Here is a 21,369-nt window from a genome sequence, read left to right on the forward strand (position 1 = left end):
TATCAATAGAATTTTTCACAGGAATTGGTTATGCGCGGCATCTTAGCTCTGTTTATTTTTTTTGCAGCCTCTCTCGGATATGCCCAGGATTCGCCTATTATCCGCACCGCTATTTTTGCCGGTGGTTGTTTCTGGTGTATGGAGCCACCGTTTGACAAGGTCAAAGGTGTGCTGGAAACCACTTCGGGTTACAGCGGTGGCCATGTAAAGAACCCCTCCTATGATCAGGTTTCTGCTGGTGGTACTGGCCATGCCGAGGTGGTGCAAGTTAAATATGATGCAAACAAAGTGAGTTATTCCGAGTTACTCAATATTTTCTGGCATAACGTGGACCCCTTTGATGCCGGTGGCCAGTTTTGTGATCGGGGCGACCAGTACCGTGCTGAGATTTTTTATGGTAATGACGAAGAGAAGAAGCTGGCTGAGGAGAGTAAGAAGAAAGTAGAGGCTGAGTTGGGTAAGAAAGTTGTCACCCAGATAAAACCTGCCGCTCCTTTTTATCCGGCAGAGGCATACCATCAGGATTATTATCAACGTAATCCTCTACGCTATAAATATTACCGTTTCCGCTGTGGACGGGATCAGCGGCTTGAGGAAGTTTGGGGTAAGGCCAAGAGCTAATTCGTTGAATAGTGTTCTGTTGATTACCGAAGTAGAGATTTATTTAGCGCTAAAGAGTGTTCTGACTCTGGTAATTAAGATGTGGTTATAGCATGGGAAAAAACCGAATCTGGCAGATTGCTTGAAGGGGAGGTAATGAGCATTGCAGCTGGGTTCCCTGCTCTTTATCGTTATATTGCTGCAGATAAATCGAAACCTCTAATGGTATTTGTGCCGGGTAATTCTCACTTGGTACGTATCTTTTATGGCTGTCCAGAGGTCAGGGAAGAAGATTTTATCAGTTATTGGGTACATCGTTAAGGCCACCCCTTCTTTGCTATCTCCTTTTCCATTGATAATTATGAAGATTATCCTTTTCCTGAGGTTGTTCATGGAAGCTCAATATGTGACGCCGAGAATATACTGCTCAATAATTCCAATTGGGTGTTTATTCGTGATCGAGCCTTAATAAGGATGTTGGTGAGAAAGGAGGGGTCGGAAGATCCTAAATCTTCCCAATGGGAAAGTTTGCAGTTATTTGTCCGGTCTTCAGGTAATTATTTTTCAGCGATGGTGAATGTAAATCAATTCTTTTTTGTCGGGAATGTAGGAGCGCGCGCAACTGTTGAGAAAGTTCTTATGCTGCAAGAGAGAGTTCTTGGTTTGGTTGCGGTTGAAATGTGAAATTTATTTTTTTGTGGCAAGTGATTTTTAGAGTACTAATTTAAAGATGTGATATGCCTGTTAGTGATTTTTAGAGGTTTATTTTCCTGGTTAAAATCTTCTATTTCAAATTTCGTATTTTTCTCAGGATGTCGCTTTAACTAATTTTTCCTAATGTTATAGAGCTTAATCTTAATGGTGGATCTTGGTTCTAAGGAGTAGTTGAATTGATCAAATGTTGTGACGAATTGCTGATATTGCTTTAAGGCTGTTGGAGGTAATTTTTAAAGTTTATTTGGTCTGGATTCCCTGATGTCATCTAAAAGTATCAAAATGTAAAACAAAGGGATAAGTGCTAGCGCTGAAAAATGCAATGCTAGTATATCGTTTTCTTTACTGGTGGGGCTCACTGAAAATACAATTATTTCTAGAATAACGAATAGGATAAATAATAAACGTTTATCCAGGCTGGATATAGTGTTGAACACCTTGGGCCCTAGTAGCCAATAACGCCAGGATTTATACTTTAATGCGTCGAAAAGATAATAAAGGCCACAAGTCAGGCTCACTAAGGTCGTGAGTAATAGCTCGAATACCCAAGCCGGGGGTTTGCTTGGCGCAGGAGGCCAAACATTGGTCACGCCGAACTCGGTAAAGGAGAGAATGGCGAACAGCCCCGTGGCCAATAGAACGATGGGAAAGCGCAAAACCATTGTGACCATACAGATTGCAGCAGAGACTTCGAATACCCTTTGAATTGGCATAAAAATATCTGCATGTTCTGCAGCCCAGGCTAACGAATTGCGAAACCACAATGGTGTGTTTCCGTATTCTACATAGGAGTTTACCAGCCCCCTGTAGCCCTCCACGGTAAACCAGTTCAGTAAGTTGTCTTCAAAAATTTGGAAAATCAACATAACACCAATGGTGATGGTGAACAGGTTAATCCAGCGCCCTACCAGTAGATTGGATTGTTCTGTCTGTACGACCATGCGATGTCGGTCTAAAAATTTTGAAAATATTGCTAAGGCAGCAATGGTGATGCTGGATAAAAGGCTGGTTAGTAGTATGTGATTGCCGCCATTGCGCGACATCAAAAATATCGTAAAGAACAGGATAGATGCCACAATCACCCAGAGGCTCCAAGACAAAAGGCTTATATCCGGTGCCAGAATACTGCCCAATAGACGCTGGTGATAGGGTAACTGGGTATTTGTGGCGAAACTACAGGTGCTTACAGACAAGACTAGTGCAAATAGCGCAGGTGATAAGAACTCAAAAAACCAGCTATTTTCTGCCATATAAGTGAAGCTCCACAATAATATGAAGCTGATAAACATAAGTAGGGCGCCAGCAGTAATAAATACGCGTAATAGTAAGAGCACTCCGGCAAGAAAAACTGCCAGATGTAGTAAGTACGTCAAGCTGGTGATGTGAGAGATAAAAAATCTGGCTAACGATTTAATGGCGCTGGGGGCTTCTTCAGTTTGTATAAGCTGCTCCAGTCCGGCAGCAAAAGACTGCGGTGCCATCTCGCCATTAAAATAGCGCATGATGACCAGCTGAATACAGGCGGCGCCTAAAAACAGGCTTATCATGCCTAGCCATGCAGTTGGCGAGGTTTCCGTTTTTGTTTGGCCTGTATCTAAAGTTTGGCTGGAATTGTGCATAAACCCTAGCCTAGTTGAATCAGACAACTACATCTCAAAACGTATGCCAAAAAATTTGTAGATTAGTTGTATTAGAGCAGCTTATACCTTATGGCCAACAGCTAAAGATTTGGATTAGTCAAGGTTAGGATTGACTCGACGGGAAAAGGAAGAAATTGCCTAGGAAACTTGGATAAGATGGCAAGCGCAGTTTATCTATCGTTGTTATCGCCTTCATTTATTGTCAAAGCTATTGCCAAAGACAAGTAAGGTGAAAGTAATGAGTTGGTTGCGTCAGCTTATTAAGTAATCTTTTAGAAGATCAATACAATCTTCTCGCTGTTGTTTGCTGGTATTGGCAAACCCCAGGACCAAGCCCATATTCGATGGATTGTCGGGATAGAAAAACGAGAGCGGTGTGCTGCCGAAGTTATGTTTGGCCAGTTTTCTCGATAGGTCAATGTCATCCCTGTTTGGAGTTGAGAGTACGATATGCATTCCGGCACTCCTTGCAATGAGTTGTGCCTGTGGTTCCAGTTTTTCCCGTATCAAATCACAAAAATGCAACCATTTTTCTCGATAGTTAAGGCGCATTTTGCGCAGGTGTCGTACGAAATGTCCCTCCTCAATAAAGTCGGCAACTACCGCCTGGGTAAGTAGTGGGGAGTGACCAGAGAGCATTTCCTTGGCGCGAGCAAATGCCTGTACGATGGGTTTAGGGACTACCAGGTAGCCTAACCGCAGGCCGGGCTGCAGGCTTTTACTGAAACTGCCCATATAGAGAACAGGGGTATGCTCTGCCATTCCCTGAAGGGCTGCGACGGGTTTGTGTTCAAAGGAAAATTCACTGTCGTAATCATCTTCCAAAAGCCAGCATTGCGTCTTGGTGGCCCAGTCCAGCAGCTTTAACCGTTCGCTGGCCGGCATGACTCCGCCCATAGGGTACTGATGGGTTGGTGTGGTGTAGAGAACTTTGCCGTGCAGTTGGCTTTTGATCAGTGCATCCACATCTAAATAGCCATTTTTCAATTCGGCCAATGCTAATTTGGCGCCGCAGGTTTGAAATGCCCCGCGGGCGCGGCGGTAGCCTGGATTTTCTATGATGGCGGTATCTCCGGGCTCCAGTAGCACTTGCGCGCACAGGCTCAAGGCTTCCTGGGCGCCATTGGTAATGATGATCTGGTCTTCATCACAGAGTACTCCGCGGCAGTTGCGCAGGTACTCTGCCAGTGCTTGGCGTAAGGATGGGTGGCCCTGGCTGTGCCCATAACCAAGCAGGGAAGTCCTATCTTTATGGCGCCGGTAAAGTCTGGACCAAATGGCTAAGGGAAAAGCTTTGAGATCCGGTATGCCTGGTGAAAAAGGAAAAGAGTCTCCGCTATCGGCTTTAAATGCTGTGGAAGCCTGCAACCGTTGGCCGAGGGCTGAGAGCCTTGGCATGGGAGATGCGCTCGCAGGGTCCTGGGCACGCCACGCCAGATGCTTCGGTTTATTCACGTAGGCGGGTAGGGCGTTGGTTACAAAAACGCCCTGTCCAGCGCGACTGGTAAGAAAACCCTCGGCCTTCAGTTGCTCCAAAACCAGTGTGACCGTATTGCGGCTGATATTCAAAGTGGAGGATAGTCTGCGCGAGGAGGGTAGCTTGCAGCCAGCAGTCAGCCGGCCGTTGCAAATCCACTCCACCAGGCAGCGGTATAGCTGGGCCTGTAACGGTTGCCTGGGGTCCAGGGTTAAGTCGGCTAAATCGGGGCTGCTCAAACTGGCACCATCAACTGGATAAAACTGGAGCTAACCAGAGTACCAGTAACTTCCTATATTGGCGATATCCGTTGTTGATAAGTCGTTGTGGGAGTTTTTTAGAATGGCAATTTCAGGTTCCGCAAAGAGTGAATTGTCTGTTACTCAAAAGAGCCGGGTGCGCCGTGCCGCTAAGAGGGCCAGTTATCGCCGCGAGGATATTTATCGTTTGGTCGATGAACTGAAGCTGGGGCATATCGGTTTTATCCAGAATGGGGAGGCGATTGTTATTCCCATGACGGTATGGCGCCATGGGGACTTTTTGTATTTTCATGTGGCCAATAAAAGCCGTCTGCAGAAATTACTGGATTCGGGGCAGCAGGTTTGTATCTCCTTTGCCCGCTATGATGAATGGGTACTGGCTAAATCCGCTTATCACCACAGCGCAAATTATCGCTCGTCAGTTCTATTTTGTCGTGGTGAACGAGTGCAGGACTCTCAGGAGTTTGACGAAGTTTTCAAATCCATCATCGAAGATATCGAACCCGATCGCTGGAATCAGGTACGCTCTCCAAATCCACAGGAGCGCAAGGGTACGGCCCTGATGCGCCTGACCATAGAGGAAGGTTCTTTTAAGAGTCGCACAGGGGCACCATCAGACAATAAAGAAGATCTAGATCTACCGGTTTGGAGTGGTACTAAGCCCGCCTGCCCGTTTAAATAGTATCAGTTTCTTTAGGATTTTTATTGGTGAGATTGATGATGGCAAGCATATCTTCGTTGTCCTTATCTATGCCCACTTCAGTAAAACCAAAACTGGAGTAAAAGTCTTTAGCCACAGGATTTTTGGGGTTGTAGCAGATTTCAATTTGCTCGATATCGGGCGTTTGCCGGATTTCTTGCAGGGCTAGCTGAAGCGCAGCCCTACCTATCCCTTTCCCCTGGTGCTTCTGGTCAACCATAAATCTCCAAATAGAAATTTTTTCATGGCTCTCCCTCACCCACATAAGAAAACCAACGGGATTTTCTTCCGTATAAATCGCACGAGTTTCATATCCAGAATTGAACTGTGCCTCCACCAGTGACCACATATTACAGGCGACGTATTCCTCCTGCTCTTTGGCAACATCGAGGTCGCAGACCGCCTCATAGTTATTTTTGGCTATTGGCTGTAAGGAAAGGGGCATTGTTTGTTTCTGTAATTCCATTACTTTGATATTTGAGTGTGCTTTATAGCTCATTTTATTTTTTTAAAATTTTTCATGCTACCTGTAAAATCTCTTCTTCACTGGTTTCAATTTCCGGTCTCACCCCTTGGTCCTCCCTGTTAACTGAGCCTTTAGATAAAGTGGAAACTGGGCGACTAGACTAGAGGGTATTCCAATTTCCAAGCTAAATGGCAGAGACTGAGGTGCATCGATCATATGGGATTCACCGGTGCAGGCACTACCGATAATGCTTGACCTGCTCAATTGCTGGGCATTCACTCTATTTTCTTTACTCCATTGTTGTTCTCGGTGGCCTTGGTATGCCACTTTGCTAGCCAGTTGATGGAATCTCCTTTAGGGCTTACCGGCTTCAAAATAGAAATGTTTGTCACCGGTTAATGTTCGTATTTTCACTGTGATTAGCATGGCAAAATTTCCGGAGTTTTGGCAAAGCGGCATAGTCTCAGGCGCACTGGTCATTGCAGACAGCGCCATAGATAGGGTGTGAGATAGGGCCTGGCTGAATTGTGGAATTCTCCACGAATCCTGTGAACCCGTTAACTTTTTATTCGATTTGGATCTCACAATTTTACGCTGTCAGCAAATGCCAAGCACTTCAAATAACACAAAATTGAAACCGAAATTTAACATTTGTTTCATCGAAATTTAGGAATTCCCCGCCACTCTGTGCGCCGCTAATCCGTATCAGGTAATTGGGAATAACAACGATGAAACAATTTGGCTTGGCTGCTCTGGCAGCCCTGGGTCTTCCACTGATGGCTGCAGAGGTCCAAGCCAGCGACCTCATTATCTCGGAGTACATTGAGGGCAGTGGTAACAATAAAGCGCTGGAAATTTTTAACGGCAGCGAAACTGCGATTGATCTGAGCGATTACTCAATCCAGCTTTTTTTCAACGGCTCTGATAGCGCCTCAACAAATATCGCTTTGAGTGGCACCTTGCAGAGCGGTGCAGTATTTGTTCTGGCCCACGGCAGTGCCGATGCAGCCTTGCTGGATCAGGCCGACCAGATTTATACCAGCAGCCTGTTTAATGGCGATGATGCTGTAGCGCTGGTAGGCCCCAATGGTTTTGTCGATGTGATCGGCCAAATTGGCACAGATCCCGGTAGCCAGTGGGGCAATAGCAGCCTTGGAACACAGAATCAGACACTGATCCGTAACCTGGATATACAGACCGGCCGCACCGATGGCAGCAGTGCCTTCGATCCCTCCCTGGAGTGGTCCAGCGCCGGCCTGAATAGTTTCGATCATCTCGGTTGGCATGGTGCCGATGGTGGCAATGACAATGGAGATAGCGATGGAAATGGCAATGGAGGCGTTGAGCTGGGAGCCTGTGGCGATGCTGCGACCTTAATCAGCCAGATACAGGGTGATGGTGCTGCAAGTGCACTCAAAGGTGAGCGCCACGAAATTGAGGCGGTGGTCGTCGGCAACTTCCAAGACCCCAATACCGGCCTGGCCGGCTTCTTCCTGCAGGAAGAGGACAGCGATCAGGATGGTGTGGATGCGACCTCCGAAGGGCTGTTTGTGCACGATAATGCCTTTGGTGTGAACGTACAGGTTGGCGACTTAGTGCGTGTCGGCGGTATCGTCGATGAGTTCTTTGATTTCACTGAGTTGAACCAAATCGACGATGTCAGCATTTGTGGAAGCGGCTATCAGGTAACGCCCGCTAATGTGCTGATGCCATTTAGCTCAGTAGCAGAGCAGGAGCAACTCGAAGGGATGTTGGTTGAATTCCCGCAGAGCCTCACCGTCAATGGCCATTACAACCTAGGTCGTTATGGTGAAGTAATCCTGTCCAACGGTCGCCTGTATATCCCCACCCATAACAATATGCCCGGCGCAGCGGCAGCGGCTCAGGTGGAAGCCAACAGGCTTAACCAGATTATTCTGGACGATGGTTCCACCGTGCAAAATCCTGAGGAAATGCCCTATCCGGCCTCCGGACTCAGCGCTTCTAACACCCTGCGCAGTGGCGATACCTTAGAAGGGCTCACTGGCGTGATGGGTTTTGGCTTTGGTGCTTACCGTGTACACCCAGTGGAAGTGCCTCAATTTAACCCAGTTAATTTCCGCGATGAAGCGCCGATTCTACCGGGCGATGGCAGCCTGCGCGTTGCCAGCTTCAATGTGCTGAATTATTTCAATGGTGACGGCAACGGGGGCGGATTCCCCACTTCGCGCGGTGCAGATACTCTGGAAGAGTTTGGGCGCCAGAGAGAGAAAATTATTTCTGCAATCCTGCGTATGGAAGCCGATATCGTCGGCCTGATGGAACTGGAAAATGACGGCTATGGTGCCGATAGCGCTATCCAGGATCTGGTTAATGGGCTCAACGCTGCCGCATCAGGGCAGAGCTACCAGTTTGTGCAGCCGGACCTCACGCAGCTGGGCAGTGATGAAATCGCCGTGGGAATGATCTACCGCAGTGATCGCGTTGCGCCTATTGGCAGCGCCATTACCTTGCAGGACTACCCCTTTGACGATGGCAATCGTCAACCGCTGTTGCAGGCTTTTGCCGAACTCTCCTCCGGCGAGGAGCTCGCCGTGGTGGTGAACCACTTTAAATCCAAGGGTAGCTGCCCAAATGATGGCAGCCTGAATAGCGATCAGGGCGATGGCCAAGGCTGTTGGAATGCCTTGCGGACTCAAGCTGCAGATGCTCTGGTGAGCTGGGTCAACAATGATCCCACCGGAACCGGAATTGATCGCGTGCTGGTGCTGGGTGACCTCAACAGTTACGCCATGGAAAACCCCATTACCACTTTCAAGGGGACGGGTTATACCGACCTGCTGGAATGGTATGGCGCGGGTGAGGCCTATTCCTATGTCTACGACGGCCAGTCTGGCTATTTGGACCACGCGCTCGCCAGCCCATCCTTGGCCCCCCTGGTGACCGCCGCGGTGGATTGGCATATCAATGCGGACGAACCCCGTGTGCTGGATTACAACACCGAGAACAAGAGCGCAGAACAGCAGGAAAATCTGTATTCGACGGGACCATTCCGCGCATCTGATCACGATCCGTTAATCGTCGAGCTGGATCTGGGTGCGGATAACCTGGCACCCACGGCAGAATTCAGCTGGGAATCTGAAGGGCTGTTGGTTGACTTTATCGACAGCAGCAGCGATGCGGATGGTGAACTGCTGAGCTGGTTCTGGGAATTCGGTGACGGTGTAACCAGCACTGAGCAAAACCCCAGCCACAACTTTAATACTCCGGGTGATTATTTAGTGCGCCTGCAAGTGGAAGACGATCGAGGTGCGGTTTCCACCCAGGAGCAGATCGTTGAAGTGAAAGTTGATGCCGTTTCACTGCAAGCCGACTTTAAACTACATCGCTTTTTCCGTTGGGTATGGGTGGAAGACCGCAGCCAATACAGTGGCGATAATAAACTGCAATACCACTGGAGTTTTGGGGATGGAGAGCAGGGTTACGGTCGCTGGGCGTTACACCGCTACGCACAAACAGGCAATTACGAAATTACTCTCACAGTAAGCGATCGCGAGGGTGCTGAAGACAGCGCCTCCCAATTAGTAAAAATTTCCTGGCCACGCTGATATATGTCAATTTTTGATTAATAATAAATATTCTGGTTGCCCTGGCGTTAGGGTTTTGCATTCCCTGTCGTCGCTTCACCAGGATTCTTTGAGTTGATAGCTTTTCCCTAGAAGCGAATGGCCGCACCCTGGTGGTGCGGTCTTTTTTATTTTTTCGACACAGTCTATTGGTTGCCCGAAAAAAAGCTTCCCCACTCCTCTGTAGTTGGGCAGAGAAGCCATAATGATGAGACATAGAAATGCAGGGCAGCAGCCTTTATGTCGCGCACCTTCGAAAGTCTTGCCGGGCTGAGCCTGGAGTGGACTGGCACGCATTATTCCAAGCAGGGTGATTTCCCCGAACTGTCCACCCATATCGTCAGTTATGACACAGATTCCAGCTGTTCTATCACTGCTTTGGGAAAGCTGGTAGGAGCGGCGCGTTATTGTTACGAACCCATGGGGGTGCGTATGGCGACACTGATCTACTGGCCTGAGGTCTACCAGGGGCGGCGTGGTGTTGTACTGTATGCGATGTTGGATTTTGACCTGATGTTGGATCGCGCAGTCATAGTGCATAATGACAGGCCACTGGCAATAGCTAATGGCAGTTTTCGGGTGGTGGAGACTCCAGCTAAACCGGCCACCTAAATCCCACAACTCACACAATAAATGGAAGGGAAGCTAAGATGCACGCTCATGAAAAAATTAATTATGTAGAATTTCCATCCAAAGATTTACAGAAAACCAAGGATTTTTTTGCCGAGGCTTTTGCCTGGGGTTTTACCGATTACGGCCCGGAATATACAGCATTCTCTAATGCGGGACTTGATGGTGGATTTTTTTTCGCCGAGCAGCAGAGTAAAACCGCAAACGGTGCAGCGCTGGTAGTTTTGTATAGCTCTGACCTAGAAGATACCTTACAAAAAGTTGAGCGCTGCGGCGGTACCGTGGTGAAGCCAATTTTTTCTTTTCCCGGCGGCCGTCGTTTTCATTTTACCGAGCCTAGTGGTAATGAATTCGCGGTTTGGTCGGATATGGAATAGTAAAAGTAAGTTTGTAAACTGGACTCAATAAAAAAGCCCCCGTTGTTAGTTGGGGGCTTTTTTATTCTGGTCGATAAGTTCTTCGCTTATGCTTTAAACTTAGTGTCCAGCTTCTTTTCCACCAGCTGTTTTTTCAGCTTGGCATACTGGGGTACGCCGTTTCTGTAGGGGGGGTAGTCTTCACCCTGAATTAACGGTAACAGGTACTCACGTCCCGCTTTGGTAATTCCGAAGCCGTCTTCACTGATATATTCTGTCGGCATAAATTTTTCGATGTTGGCCACTTCAGACAGCGGAGCTTCGGCGATAGACCAGCTGTACTCTTCACCTTCCGCACGAATAATCGCCGGCATAATGGCGTTCTTGCCGGCTGCCGCCATTTCCACGGCGGCGCGACCGACGGCGTAGGCCTGCTCCACATCGGTGGCAGAGGCGATATGGCGGGCGGCGCGTTGCAGGTAGTCGGCCAGTGCCCAGTGGTATTTCAGGCCCAGCTCACTTTTGATCATATTGGCGAGGGTCGGTGCCACACCGCCTAATTGCTTGTGACCGAAGGCATCGGTGGTGCCAGCGTCGGCGAGGAAGGTGCCGTCTTCGTACTGGGCGCCCTCGGAGGCGACAATCACACAGTAGCCTTTCTCGTCCACGGTCTTTTGCACCTTGGCCAGGAACTTCTCTTTATCGAAGGCCACTTCCGGGAACAGGATAATATGCGGTGCATCGCCTTCCTCTTCCTGGGCCAGGGCACCGGCGGCGGCAATCCAGCCCGCGTGGCGACCCATCACTTCGAGGATAAAGACCTTGGTGGAGGTGGCGCACATGGAGGCGACGTCCATGGCCGCTTCCTTGGTGGAAACCGCAACATATTTGGCTACGGAACCGAAGCCGGGGCAGTTGTCGGTCAGGGGCAGGTCGTTGTCCACCGTTTTGGGAATGTGGATGGCCTGGATTGGGTAACCCATGGTCTCAGACAGCTGGGAGACTTTCAGGCAGGTGTCAGCGGAGTCGCCGCCGCCGTTATAGAAGAAGTAGCCGATATCGTGGGCCTTGAACACTTCGATCAGTCGCTCGTACTCGGCGCGATTCTCTTCCAGGCTCTTCAGCTTGTAGCGGCAGGAGCCGAAGGCGCCGGAGGGGGTGTGACGCAGTGCGGCGATATCTTCCACACTTTCCTGGCTCACGTCGATCAGCTCCTCGCGCAGTGCGCCGAGGATGCCGTTCAGCCCCGCGTAGACTTTGCCAATTTTGTCCTGGTTTTCACGGGCGGCTTCTATTACGCCGCAGGCGGAGGCATTGATTACGGCAGTCACACCACCGGACTGCGCGTAAAAGGCATTCTTCTTCGACATGGTTATCCTGTATTTCATAGCGATCTTGGGAAGTGACCCGATCCGGTTGTCTGTTGGGCGCTCTTTGGCGGCGCCATTGGGGAACTCCGGGAGCTCGTATCGGGTGTCGGCCTTAGCTGGAAAACTCCTACCACCCTACCGGGGGTGAGGCCGATTTGTGCGGGGGCGGAGTTTAATGGAATAGCGAGTAAATTGCATGGCAAACAAGGTATTTGGCAATTACTGGTCTGTTTGGCCGTGTTAAGCTTGCGCCGCAACCCTCAGGAGTACAGATTTTCGCCATGCATATCCACATTCTCGGTATTTGCGGCACCTTTATGGGCAGTCTGGCCCAATTGGCGGTGGCCGAGGGCCACCGGGTAACCGGCAGTGATGCCAATGTCTATCCCCCCATGAGCACTCAACTGCAGCAGGCGGGAATCCAGATTACCGAGGGTTACGACCCGTCCCAGCTGGAACCGGCCCCGGACCTGGTGATCATCGGTAATGCCATGTCCCGCGGTAATCCAGCCGTGGAAGCGGTACTTGAACAAGGTTTGCCCTATACCTCCGGTGCCCAATGGCTCTGCGATCATTTCCTCGGTGGGCGCTGGGTGCTGGCAGTAGCGGGCACTCACGGCAAGACGACAACCGCCAGCATGTTGGCCTGGATTCTGGAAGCGGCGGATATGCAGCCGGGCTTCCTGATCGGCGGTGTGCCGGGCAACTTTGGGGTATCGGCGCGCTTGGGGGAATCCCCTTTCTTTGTGGTGGAGGCGGACGAATACGATACGGCTTTCTTCGACAAACGCTCCAAATTTGTGCACTACCGCCCACGCACAGTGATTATCAACAATCTGGAATTCGATCACGCGGATATCTTCGACGATTTGGTAGCGATCCAGCGCCAATTCCACCACTTGGTGCGCACGGTGCCCGGCAATGGCCTGATCGTCGCCGCCGCGGAAGATAATGTAGAGCAGGTGCTGGAGCAGGGATGTTGGAGTGAAGTACAGCGCTTTGCCAGTGAAGACCAGCCGGGGATTAGTGCAGGCGATTGGCGTGCGGTGGATATTGCTACGGATGGCAGCAGCTTTACCGTGCTATTCGAGGGTGCCGAAGTGGCGCGTGTGGAGTGGGATCTCACCGGTATGCACAATGTGCGCAACGGCCTCGCCGCCATGGCCGCAGCCCGCCATGTGGGTGTGGTGCCCCAGTTGAGTGCCGCCGCCTTGGGTCGATTTGAAGGCGTGAAGCGTCGTATGGAATGCCTAGGTGAAGTGGCCGGTATTCGTGTTTATGACGATTTCGCTCATCACCCGACGGCAATCGAATCCACCCTCAGTGGTCTCAGGGCCAAGGTGGGTAAGGACAAGATCATCGCCTTGATTGAACCCCGCTCCAACACCATGCGTATGGGCGTGCACCAGGGCCAGTTGGCCAATGCCTGTAGCGGCGCGGATATGGTCTTGTGGTATCAGCCCCAGGGTATGAATTGGTCTTTGGATGATGTGACTCATCACTCCCCGGTGCCAGCCAAGGTTTTTGACACCATAGAGGATGGAGTGGCGTCGGCGCTGCAGCTCGCGGGCAAGGGCTCCCATATCGTGGTGATGAGTAATGGTGGTTTCGGTGGCATACACCAGCGCCTGATCGGCGCCCTGGAACAAAAATACAACCGCTCGACCTAAAAGCGTCAACGGCTACAGCCTCTGGGTTGTGGACGGGTAATCGGGGAATAATCTTGCAGCAACCCACATTTGATAAAACCGTCACCCTGGCCATGACTGGGGCCTCCGGGGCTCAATATGGCCTGCGTTTAATGCAGTGCCTGCTCGCCTCCGGCGTGCGCGTCTGGCTGTTGATGTCCGAGGCGGCTCAGGTGGTGATTAATACCGAGACCGACCTGCAACTGCCGGAGGGGGACGACGACACACTGCAGGCCTTTCTCGCCGATCGGTTCGGCGCTCAAGAGGGCCAGTTGCAGTTGTTTGGCAAGCGCGACTGGTTTTCGCCGGTGGCATCCGGCACTGGTGCACCGGCCAGTATGGTGATCTGCCCGGCCAGCGGCGGCACCTTATCGGCGGTTGCCTGTGGAGCCTCTAACAATCTGATTGAGCGTGCTGCGGATGTGGCGCTGAAGGAGCGCCGCCAGCTGATTTTGGTTCCGAGAGAAGCACCTTACTCGGAGATTCACCTGGAAAATATGCTCAAACTCACCCGTATGGGAGCGATGATTCTGCCGGCCAGCCCCGGTTTTTATCAGAAGCCGCGCACGGTCGAGGACATTGTCGACTTTGTGGTGGCGAGACTACTCGACCAGCTGGGCGTGGTACAAAAGTTGTTGCCGGCCTGGGGTGAGTAGGTCACGGGAGATAAAAAATAGTGAAACCGAGCATAACTATTCACTACTGTTCGCAGTGCAACTGGATGTTGCGGGCTACCTGGATGGCCCAAGAGTTGCTTTACACTTTTGCGGATGACCTTCAACAGGTTGCATTACAACCCGGAACTGGAGGAGTATTCGAAATCCGAATTGGTGAAAATTTGATCTGGGAGCGCAAGCGCGATGGCGGCTTTCCCGGAGCAAAGGAACTCAAGCGGCGCGTGCGGGACCTGTTGTTTCCCGAGCGCGATCTGGGACATATCGATACTCCCTGAAAATATTTCCAATAGTGCCGGGTAAACGCAAATTTTGTATTTGCACCAGCACTGCCGAGGCGATCAAAATATGCGCCGTACTGCGGCCCACTGATTTATTGGATACAAGCGGAAACCTATGCTGTCAGCTCTGAAGAACTCTTATGAATTCCTGGTAACCAAACGGCCATTGGCTGTGTTGGTGGTTATCGGCCTACTCACCCTGCTGGCAGCGATGGGTCTGCCCCGCTTCAAAATCGATGCCTCGGCAGACTCCCTTACCCTGGAAGCAGACAAATCGCTGGATTATTTCCGCGAGATCGCCGAGCGCTATGCCAGCGGTGATTTCCTGGTAGTGACTTACCGCCATAAAGATGGCGACCTGTTCAGCGATGAGTCCCTGCAAACTCTGGGCAAGCTGCGTGATGAGTTGGCCGGAGTAGATGGCGTTTCCAGTGTGCAGTCCATTCTGGATGTACCGCTGTTGTACAGCCCAAAACTGTCCCTAACCGATATTACCGATGAGATTCGCACCCTGTCCCAGTCCGATACCGATCGGGACCTGGCTCGCCAGGAGTTTCTCTCCAGCCCTATCTATCGCGAATTGATCCTGAGCCCGGACGGCCAGACGACAGCACTGCTCGCCAACCTGGCGCTGGACAGCCGCGGTATTGAACTGGTGCGTGAGCGCGATGCCCTGCGCCGCAAGCGCAAAGACGAAGGCCTGAGCCCGGAAGAGGCCGCGCGCCTGGAAGAGGTGAGTGCTATTTATTTGGAGCATCGCACAGCTCAGGAGTTGGAAGCGCGGGCCCGGGTCGACGAGGTACGCGGGATTCTCGCCGGTTATAAAGGTGAGGCGGAACTGTTCCTCGGCGGTGTCACCATGATTACCTCGGACATGATCACTTTTATCAAGAGTGATCTGGTGGTATTCGGTGTGGGCATCCTCATCTTCATTATTCTTACCCTTTTGCTGATCTTCCGTCAGCCGCGTTGGGTGCTGTTACCTCTGCTGACCTGTGTCACCACCGCGGTGATGATCCTGGGCCTGCTCAGCTGGCTCGACTGGCGCATGACCGTGATCTCCGCAAACTTCGTCGCGCTGCTGTTGATTATCACTCTGGCCATCACTATCCACCTGGCGGTGCGCTACCGCGAATATATTGTGCAAAACCCCGATTGGAGCCGTGAGACTCTGGTACTGCAGACAGTGCGCTTTATGGCCAAGCCCTGCCTGTATACGGCCCTGACCACCATTGTTGCGTTTGTGTCGCTGGTGGTGAGCGGTATTCGCCCGGTGATCGACTTTGGCTGGATGATGACGATGGGCGTCACCCTGGCCCTGCTGTTGTCCTTCCTGATTATCCCATGCTTCCTGATGATCCTGCCCAAGCGTCAAGGCAAGGTCAGCGAGGATAATTCCCATGCCTTTACCCTGCGCTTCTCCAGCTTTGCCGAGCGTCATAAGTTTGTGGTGCTGGGGGTCTCCCTGGTTGCTGCGCTGGTCAGTGTGGTGGGCATGTCGCAGCTCAAAGTGGAAAACCGCTTTATTGATTATTTCGATGATTCCACCGAAATTTATCAGGGTATGCTGGTGATCGACCGCCGACTGGGCGGCACCGTGACCCTGGATATCATTCTCGATAAACCCGAAGAAGAGGCGGCGGCCTTCGAGGGTGAGGAAGATCCCTTTGCCGTGGAGGCGGAAGAAGACCCGCTTGCGGTAGAAGAGGACCCCTTCGCCGCTTCCGAAGAAGACCCCTTTGGCGGTGAGGAGGCGGCCCCGCAGCAGAGTTATTGGTTTACCGTGGCCGGGCTCAGCACATTGGAGCAGCTGCACGACTACCTGGAAGAGCAGCCCGAGATCGGCAAAGTGCAGTCCTTGGCAACTTTGTACAAGGTGGCGCGGGACCTCAAAGGTGGTCAGCTCAATGATTTCGAACTGGCGGTGGCCAATACCAGCCTGCCGCCGGAAATTCGCGGCGTATTGGTAGATCCCTATCTCTCGGTTGAGCACAACCAGGCACGCATTACTCTTCGGGTGATGGAGACGGATCCAAACCTGCGCCGTGGTGAATTGATCGAGCGCATTTACGATTACGCGCATAACGAAATGGGCATAGCGCCGGAAAATATCCACCAAACAGGACTGCTAGTGCTCTATAACAATATGCTGCAGAGCCTGTTCAAATCCCAAATTCTGACTCTGGGAGCGGTGTTTGTAGGCATCTTGCTGATGTTCCTGGTGTTGTTCCGCTCTCTATCGATTGCCATCATTGCGCTGGTGCCAAATATGTTGGCGGCCTGTGTAGTGCTCGGCGGCATGGGTCTCGCAGGTATTCCGCTGGATATGATGACGATCACCATCGCCGCGATTACTGTGGGAATTGGTGTGGACCACGCGATTCATTACCTGTATCGCTTCCGTGCCGAGTTTGCGAAAGATGGCGATTACCTGGCCACTATGCATCGCAGCCACGCCACAATTGGCCGTGCCATGTTCTACACGGCAATCACGATCATTGCCGGCTTCTCGATACTGGCGTTGTCCAAGTTTGTGCCGTCAATCTATTTTGGCCTGCTTACCGCTTCGGCCATGTCTGCGGCACTGCTGGGTTCACTGACTTTGTTGCCACTGCTACTGGTGATATTTAAGCCGCTGGGAGCCGGTTCTGTAGAGAGTGGTGAGATGGAAATTCCAGAGAGTGCGGCCAAGGCCTAAGGGAATTCTCTACAAAACTAACAATAAAAAAGCCGGGCAACAGCCCGGCTTTTTTATTGGCAGATTAACTCGCGGGGAATCAATCCTGGCGGCTGGTGATTTCCAGCAGGTGGTAGCCGAACTGGGTTTTCACCGGGCCGTGTACCTTGTGCAGTTCCTCAGAGAAAACGACCTTGTCGAACTCCGGTACCATCATACCCTTGCTGAATTCGCCCAGGTCACCACCGGAACGGCCGGAGGGGCACTGGGAGAACTGCTCAGCGATTTTGCCGAAATCGGCGCCATTCTCGATTTGATCTTTCAATTCCAGGCACTTGTCTTCAGTCTGAACCAAGATATGGCGGGCTGTTGCTTTGGGCATGAATAATCTCCATTCGTTAATAAACCGCTGCAGCTTAATAGCTGCAAGCCGCTCTTGCCACCGACAATTGCCGGGACTCAGGCGAATTTAGGTCTCAGTTTGCCGGATTGGCGTTAAAAGGCCTCACCAGTCATCTCGGTGAACCTATCGGCAATGGTATCTTTAGTGTTCAAACACAGCGGACGAGAGCGCGTTTTGCAACAGATTCCCCTTTTTCCCCTGAGTGTGCCCCTATACCCAGGGGTTGCCCTACCACTGCGCATCTTTGAGCAGCGCTATCTTCATCTGATCAGCGAGTCCCTGAAAAATGAAAGCGGTTTTGGTGTTGTGTTGATTCGCTCTGGCGGTGAGGTGGGTAATGCCTCAGTGTGGCCACTGGGAGTCTATGTGCATATTGTCGATTGGAGTCAGGGTGAAGAGGGCCTGCTGCATGTGCAGGTGGTGGGGCGGCGGCGTTTTCGCATAAGTCACACCGAGAGGGCTGAGGATGGCCTGTTACTCGGCGATGTGGAGTGGTTGCCGGACAACACACCCCGACCGATACCTGCCGACTGCGATGGCCTGTTGGCAGTGCTGGAGGAGTTAAAGGAACGCGCTAAGGATCTTTCACTCAAGTTCGATAATGTCGATTCCGCCGATGCGTTGTCCTGGCAACTGGCCCAGCTATTACCCCTTGAAGATAAGGCGAGGGTGGATCTGCTGGGCCTTGAAGATCCTCTAGCGCGCCTCGCTAATATCGCCGAGAACCTGGATCGTTGGAGTCGGGAGTGACCAGGTTGTAACAATCCCGCCACAGCTCCATATTTATGCCGTTTAAACCCCCGGCCGCTGGGGTATACTGCGCGGCCGACCGGATTTCGCATGGAGAGCCAAGTGACCACGACTGCTACCTCTGATCAGCAATCCACCCGCGACAAGCTCGAACAAATGGGTCGAGCCGCCCGCGAGGCCTCTCGTATGATGGCGCGCGCCGATACCGAGACCAAGAATCGTGCTCTCAAGGCTATTGCCGCTGAGCTTGAGGCCCAGCGCATTCAGTTAGCCGAGGCCAATGCGACTGATATGAAGGCAGGACGCGAGCGCGGTCTGGATGCGGCGTTGCTCGACCGACTGGAACTCAATGATGAACGTATCGACGGTATGATCGAAGGCCTGTTACAGGTGGCCGATCTGCCGGACCCTGTAGGGGAAATTGAGGATTTATGCTATCGCCCCAGCGGAATTCAGGTGGGTAAGATGCGTGTACCCCTCGGTGTCGTGGGGATCATTTATGAGTCTCGCCCCAATGTGACTATTGATGCGGCCAGTCTCTGCTTGAAATCTGGCAACGCGACCATTTTACGCGGCGGTAGTGAGGCGTTGCAGTCCAACCGGGCTATTGCCGCCTGCATCAGTGCGGGGCTGCGCGAGGCGGGCTTGCCGCAAACGGCAGTACAGGTGGTGGATACCAATGATCGCGCTGCGGTGGGCGCCCTGATCACCATGCCCGATTTTGTGGATGTCATTGTGCCGCGTGGTGGAACCGGCTTGATCGAAAGGGTCAGCCGAGAGGCCACGGTACCAGTGATCAAACACCTGCACGGCGTTTGCCACGTTTATATCGATGACTTGGCCGACGAGCAGAAGGCCTTTGAGATCGCTCTAAATGCCAAAACCCACCGCTATGGCGTTTGCAACGCCATGGAAACCCTGCTGGTGGCCGAAGCCATTGCCGAGAGAATGCTGCCACGATTGGCAGAGGCCTATACGCTAAAGGGGGTGGAACTGCGCGGATGTGAGCGCACTCGCGAGATACTGCCGCAGATCAACGCGGCCAGTGACGGCGACTGGAGTGAGGAATACTTGGCGCCTATTCTCGCCATCCGTGTCGTGGCAGATATGGATGGCGCAATGGACCATATTGCCTGCTATGGCTCCGGTCATACCGAGGCCATTGTGACCCAAGACTACAGCCGCAGCCGCCGCTTTCTCGCCGAAGTGGACGCCAGTTCGGTGATCGTCAATGCCTCCACGCGCTTTGCGGATGGATTTGAATACGGTCTGGGGGCGGAAATCGGTATCAGTACTGATAAAATCCACGCCCGCGGACCGGTGGGGCTCGAGGGGCTCACCTCGCAGAAATGGATTGTGCTCGGCGACGGGCATATCCGCCGGTAGTTTTTCGGGCCCGGCAGCCAACAAAGAGGTAATTTTGGCAACTAAGCGGCAGACCATCGCCTTATTCGGCGGCACTTTCGATCCGGTGCACTTCGGCCACCTGCGCATGGCGCTGGAGCTGCGCCAGGCCCTGGATTTCGATGAAATGCGTCTGCTACCCAGCCACCAGCCGCGACACCGTCAGAGTCCCGGGGTTTCCTCGCGTCAGCGCAGTGAAATGCTGGCACTGGCGTTGGATGGTTGCGATGAATTGCAGTTGGATGAGCGGGAACTGCAGCGCGGGGGTGATACTTACACGGTGGATACTCTCGAGGCTCTGCGTGAAGAATTGGGGCCCCAGGTGTCCATCAGTTTTTGTATGGGCACCGACTCCCTGTTGACTCTGCATCGCTGGCATCGCTGGCATCGGCTGTTGGAGTTGGCACACTTGGTCGTGGTGACCAGACCCGGTTGGCATTTGCCGGAAGTGGGTGAACCGGGTGGCAATGCTGAATTGGCGAAATTACTACATCAGCATTCCGGCACTGTGGCCGATTTACACAAATACGCTTACGGCCACTTGGTTTTGCGCGAGCAGACCCTGTTGCCAATTTCCGCTACACAGATTCGCCAGCTGCTGGGCAGCGGCCAGTCGCCGCGTTTTTTGCTGCCAGCAACTGTGTTGCAATATATTGAAGACCATCAACTCTATACAGAATCGGTTACCACTGGTGACCAGTAATGAATCAAGGTGTTATGACAAATATTAAAGATATCGCGCTGAACGCTCTGGAAGATCTCAAGGGCAAAGACATTGTTGCTCTGGATGTTTCTGAATTCTCCGATGTGATGGACAACCTGGTGATCTGCACCGGTACTTCCAGCCGCCAAGTGAAATCGCTGGCAGATAATGTGGTAGAGGAACTCAAAAAAGAGGGCGTGCGCCCGATTGGTGTTGAGGGCAAAGAACAGGGCGAGTGGGTATTAGTGGATTACGGTGACCTGGTGGTGCACGTAATGCTGGCAGACGTACGGAATTTCTACGATCTGGAAAAACTCTGGTCTATGACCCCGAATACCCGCGACGAGGCGGATGGCAGCGATCCCCACCAGGGCTGAATAGGGTGAAGGTTCGCATCCTGGCAGCCGGAGGCAAAATGCCCACTTGGGTACAAGAGGGTTATGCCGAATACGCTAAGCGTCTACCCCGTGAAATTGCCCTGGAAATGGTGGAGATCCCCCTGGGGCAGCGTGGGCAGAAAAGCTCCGCGGCGCTGATTGAAAAAGCGCGGAAGAAAGAGGGCGAGGCAATGCTTGCCGCCCTCGGTCCGCGAGATCATGTGGTGGCGCTGGACGTCATGGGCAAGCCCTGGAGTACAGAGCAACTGTCCGATCAGCTGCGCGATTGGCAGCTGCTGGGGGAAAATGTCAGTCTGCTGATTGGCGGCCCGGATGGGCTCTCTCCAGACTGCTTGAGCAGGGCACACCAGCGCTGGTCCCTGTCGCCTTTGACCCTGCCGCACCCGCTGGTGCGTGTGGTTTTGGCTGAGCAAGTTTACCGTGCCTGGACACTGCTTGCCGGCCACCCCTATCACAAATAGGACATTTGCGACCAAGTGCGGAGAGATTTGCCAACTGGGATTCTCTCTCCGTGCGCTCGCTGTGGTAATGTAGTCCGAATTAGACTTTTCCCGCGCCAGTCATAATCGTTTA

At 52.2% G+C, this 21,369-nt stretch carries 21 protein-coding genes; 16 read left to right on the forward strand and 5 right to left on the reverse strand.

Translation table 11 applies throughout. The features are described 5' to 3' along the window. Positions 1–30: 30 nt before the first annotated feature. From msrA to LC073_RS02500, 3 genes are all read left to right on the forward strand, one after another. On the forward strand, positions 31–621 hold the full coding sequence (gene msrA / locus LC073_RS02490; protein ID WP_226643035.1) for a peptide-methionine (S)-S-oxide reductase MsrA: 591 nt from the start codon (positions 31–33) through the stop codon (positions 619–621). 135 nt (positions 622–756) lie between these two features. Further along, on the forward strand, positions 757–921 hold the full coding sequence (locus LC073_RS02495) for a hypothetical protein (RefSeq protein WP_226643037.1): 165 nt from the start codon (positions 757–759) through the stop codon (positions 919–921). Positions 922–1,080: 159 nt separating this feature from the next. After that, on the forward strand, positions 1,081–1,284 hold the full coding sequence (locus tag LC073_RS02500) for a hypothetical protein (protein ID WP_226643039.1): 204 nt from the start codon (positions 1,081–1,083) through the stop codon (positions 1,282–1,284). Positions 1,285–1,547: 263 nt separating this feature from the next. On the opposite strand, the gene LC073_RS02505 is transcribed toward LC073_RS02500, so the two are convergent. Together LC073_RS02505 and LC073_RS02510 are read right to left on the reverse strand one after the other, a co-directional pair. Continuing rightward, complete coding sequence (locus tag LC073_RS02505) at positions 1,548–2,933, reverse strand: hypothetical protein (protein ID WP_226643041.1); 1,386 nt, start codon at positions 2,931–2,933, stop codon at positions 1,548–1,550. A 273-nt stretch (positions 2,934–3,206) separates the two neighbouring features. Continuing rightward, positions 3,207–4,670, reverse strand: coding sequence for a PLP-dependent aminotransferase family protein (locus LC073_RS02510; protein WP_226643043.1), 1,464 nt, complete (start codon positions 4,668–4,670; stop codon positions 3,207–3,209). 103 nt (positions 4,671–4,773) lie between these two features. Here LC073_RS02510 and LC073_RS02515 point away from each other — a divergent pair, with 103 nt between their 5' ends. Further along, entirely contained in the window at positions 4,774–5,373 is a 600-nt protein-coding gene (locus LC073_RS02515; RefSeq protein ID WP_226643046.1) for a pyridoxamine 5'-phosphate oxidase family protein, read from the forward strand. Here LC073_RS02515 and LC073_RS02520 read toward each other — a convergent pair. Continuing rightward, positions 5,366–5,890: a GNAT family N-acetyltransferase gene (locus LC073_RS02520; RefSeq protein ID WP_226643048.1), complete on the reverse strand. Its 525-nt coding sequence runs from the start codon at positions 5,888–5,890 to the stop codon at positions 5,366–5,368. The genes LC073_RS02515 and LC073_RS02520 overlap by 8 nt on opposite strands. Before the next feature lie 695 nt (positions 5,891–6,585). Here LC073_RS02520 and LC073_RS02525 point away from each other — a divergent pair. From LC073_RS02525 to LC073_RS02535, 3 genes are all read left to right on the forward strand, one after another. Then, positions 6,586–9,444, forward strand: coding sequence for an ExeM/NucH family extracellular endonuclease (locus tag LC073_RS02525; protein ID WP_226643050.1), 2,859 nt, complete (start codon positions 6,586–6,588; stop codon positions 9,442–9,444). Between the two features lie 258 nt (positions 9,445–9,702). Continuing rightward, a complete protein-coding gene (locus LC073_RS02530) occupies positions 9,703–10,074 on the forward strand; it encodes a hypothetical protein (RefSeq protein WP_226643052.1) in 372 nt (123 codons plus the stop codon). A gap of 38 nt (positions 10,075–10,112) precedes the next feature. Then, positions 10,113–10,469, forward strand: a complete 357-nt coding sequence (locus tag LC073_RS02535) for a VOC family protein (protein WP_226643054.1) — start codon at positions 10,113–10,115, stop codon at positions 10,467–10,469. An 86-nt stretch (positions 10,470–10,555) separates the two neighbouring features. Here the strand turns inward: LC073_RS02535 and LC073_RS02540 are convergent, their stop codons facing one another. Beyond that, on the reverse strand, positions 10,556–11,818 hold the full coding sequence (locus LC073_RS02540; protein ID WP_226643056.1) for a 6-phosphofructokinase: 1,263 nt from the start codon (positions 11,816–11,818) through the stop codon (positions 10,556–10,558). A gap of 281 nt (positions 11,819–12,099) precedes the next feature. Here LC073_RS02540 and mpl point away from each other — a divergent pair, with 281 nt between their 5' ends. The 4 genes from mpl (at position 12,100) to LC073_RS02560 (ending at position 17,159) form a co-directional block, all read left to right on the forward strand. Continuing rightward, positions 12,100–13,488 carry a UDP-N-acetylmuramate:L-alanyl-gamma-D-glutamyl-meso-diaminopimelate ligase gene (gene mpl / locus LC073_RS02545; RefSeq protein ID WP_226643058.1) on the forward strand — a complete coding sequence of 463 codons (1,389 nt, stop codon included), beginning with the start codon at positions 12,100–12,102 and terminating at the stop codon, positions 13,486–13,488. A 53-nt stretch (positions 13,489–13,541) separates the two neighbouring features. Next, positions 13,542–14,162: a flavin prenyltransferase UbiX gene (locus tag LC073_RS02550; protein ID WP_226643060.1), complete on the forward strand. Its 621-nt coding sequence runs from the start codon at positions 13,542–13,544 to the stop codon at positions 14,160–14,162. A 20-nt stretch (positions 14,163–14,182) separates the two neighbouring features. Continuing rightward, complete coding sequence (locus LC073_RS02555; RefSeq protein WP_226643062.1) at positions 14,183–14,458, forward strand: SelT/SelW/SelH family protein; 276 nt, start codon at positions 14,183–14,185, stop codon at positions 14,456–14,458. A gap of 118 nt (positions 14,459–14,576) precedes the next feature. Further along, entirely contained in the window at positions 14,577–17,159 is a 2,583-nt protein-coding gene (locus tag LC073_RS02560) for an efflux RND transporter permease subunit (RefSeq protein WP_226643064.1), read from the forward strand. 79 nt (positions 17,160–17,238) lie between these two features. On the opposite strand, the gene LC073_RS02565 is transcribed toward LC073_RS02560, so the two are convergent. Beyond that, positions 17,239–17,520 carry a peptidylprolyl isomerase gene (locus tag LC073_RS02565; protein ID WP_152454689.1) on the reverse strand — a complete coding sequence of 94 codons (282 nt, stop codon included), beginning with the start codon at positions 17,518–17,520 and terminating at the stop codon, positions 17,239–17,241. A gap of 165 nt (positions 17,521–17,685) precedes the next feature. On the opposite strand from LC073_RS02565, the gene LC073_RS02570 reads away from it, so the two are divergent. The 5 genes from LC073_RS02570 (at position 17,686) to rlmH (ending at position 21,257) form a co-directional block, all read left to right on the forward strand. Further along, positions 17,686–18,291: an LON peptidase substrate-binding domain-containing protein gene (locus LC073_RS02570; protein ID WP_226643066.1), complete on the forward strand. Its 606-nt coding sequence runs from the start codon at positions 17,686–17,688 to the stop codon at positions 18,289–18,291. A gap of 90 nt (positions 18,292–18,381) precedes the next feature. Beyond that, positions 18,382–19,677 carry a glutamate-5-semialdehyde dehydrogenase gene (locus LC073_RS02575; protein WP_226643068.1) on the forward strand — a complete coding sequence of 432 codons (1,296 nt, stop codon included), beginning with the start codon at positions 18,382–18,384 and terminating at the stop codon, positions 19,675–19,677. A gap of 34 nt (positions 19,678–19,711) precedes the next feature. Beyond that, positions 19,712–20,398, forward strand: coding sequence for a nicotinate-nucleotide adenylyltransferase (gene nadD / locus LC073_RS02580; protein WP_226643070.1), 687 nt, complete (start codon positions 19,712–19,714; stop codon positions 20,396–20,398). Beyond that, positions 20,398–20,775: a ribosome silencing factor gene (rsfS, locus tag LC073_RS02585; RefSeq protein ID WP_226643077.1), complete on the forward strand. Its 378-nt coding sequence runs from the start codon at positions 20,398–20,400 to the stop codon at positions 20,773–20,775. The genes nadD and rsfS overlap by 1 nt, the downstream gene beginning before the upstream one ends. Positions 20,776–20,780: 5 nt before the next feature. Next, positions 20,781–21,257, forward strand: a complete 477-nt coding sequence (rlmH, locus tag LC073_RS02590; RefSeq protein ID WP_226643079.1) for a 23S rRNA (pseudouridine(1915)-N(3))-methyltransferase RlmH — start codon at positions 20,781–20,783, stop codon at positions 21,255–21,257. The last annotated feature ends 112 nt before the right edge of the window (positions 21,258–21,369 follow it).

The sequence above is a fragment of the Microbulbifer variabilis genome (assembly GCF_020524905.1).
Classification (GTDB): Bacteria; Pseudomonadota; Gammaproteobacteria; order Pseudomonadales; family Cellvibrionaceae; genus Microbulbifer; species Microbulbifer variabilis_A.

What these genes read in the sequence shown, in the direction of transcription:
- mpl (WP_226643058.1), top strand. Translation starts at nt 12,100, where the DNA reads ATGCATATCCACATTCTCGGTATTTGCGGCACCTTTATGGGCAGTCTG.
- LC073_RS02525 (WP_226643050.1), top strand. Translation starts at nt 6,586, where the DNA reads ATGAAACAATTTGGCTTGGCTGCTCTGGCAGCCCTGGGTCTTCCACTG.
- LC073_RS02565 (WP_152454689.1), bottom strand. Translation starts at nt 17,520, where the DNA reads ATGCCCAAAGCAACAGCCCGCCATATCTTGGTTCAGACTGAAGACAAG.
- LC073_RS02560 (WP_226643064.1), top strand. Translation starts at nt 14,577, where the DNA reads ATGCTGTCAGCTCTGAAGAACTCTTATGAATTCCTGGTAACCAAACGG.
- rsfS (WP_226643077.1), top strand. Translation starts at nt 20,398, where the DNA reads ATGAATCAAGGTGTTATGACAAATATTAAAGATATCGCGCTGAACGCT.
- LC073_RS02520 (WP_226643048.1), bottom strand. Translation starts at nt 5,890, where the DNA reads ATGAGCTATAAAGCACACTCAAATATCAAAGTAATGGAATTACAGAAA.
- msrA (WP_226643035.1), top strand. Translation starts at nt 31, where the DNA reads ATGCGCGGCATCTTAGCTCTGTTTATTTTTTTTGCAGCCTCTCTCGGA.
- LC073_RS02575 (WP_226643068.1), top strand. Translation starts at nt 18,382, where the DNA reads ATGGAGAGCCAAGTGACCACGACTGCTACCTCTGATCAGCAATCCACC.
- LC073_RS02530 (WP_226643052.1), top strand. Translation starts at nt 9,703, where the DNA reads ATGTCGCGCACCTTCGAAAGTCTTGCCGGGCTGAGCCTGGAGTGGACT.
- LC073_RS02505 (WP_226643041.1), bottom strand. Translation starts at nt 2,933, where the DNA reads ATGCACAATTCCAGCCAAACTTTAGATACAGGCCAAACAAAAACGGAA.
- LC073_RS02495 (WP_226643037.1), top strand. Translation starts at nt 757, where the DNA reads ATGAGCATTGCAGCTGGGTTCCCTGCTCTTTATCGTTATATTGCTGCA.
- LC073_RS02540 (WP_226643056.1), bottom strand. Translation starts at nt 11,818, where the DNA reads ATGTCGAAGAAGAATGCCTTTTACGCGCAGTCCGGTGGTGTGACTGCC.
- LC073_RS02535 (WP_226643054.1), top strand. Translation starts at nt 10,113, where the DNA reads ATGCACGCTCATGAAAAAATTAATTATGTAGAATTTCCATCCAAAGAT.
- LC073_RS02515 (WP_226643046.1), top strand. Translation starts at nt 4,774, where the DNA reads ATGGCAATTTCAGGTTCCGCAAAGAGTGAATTGTCTGTTACTCAAAAG.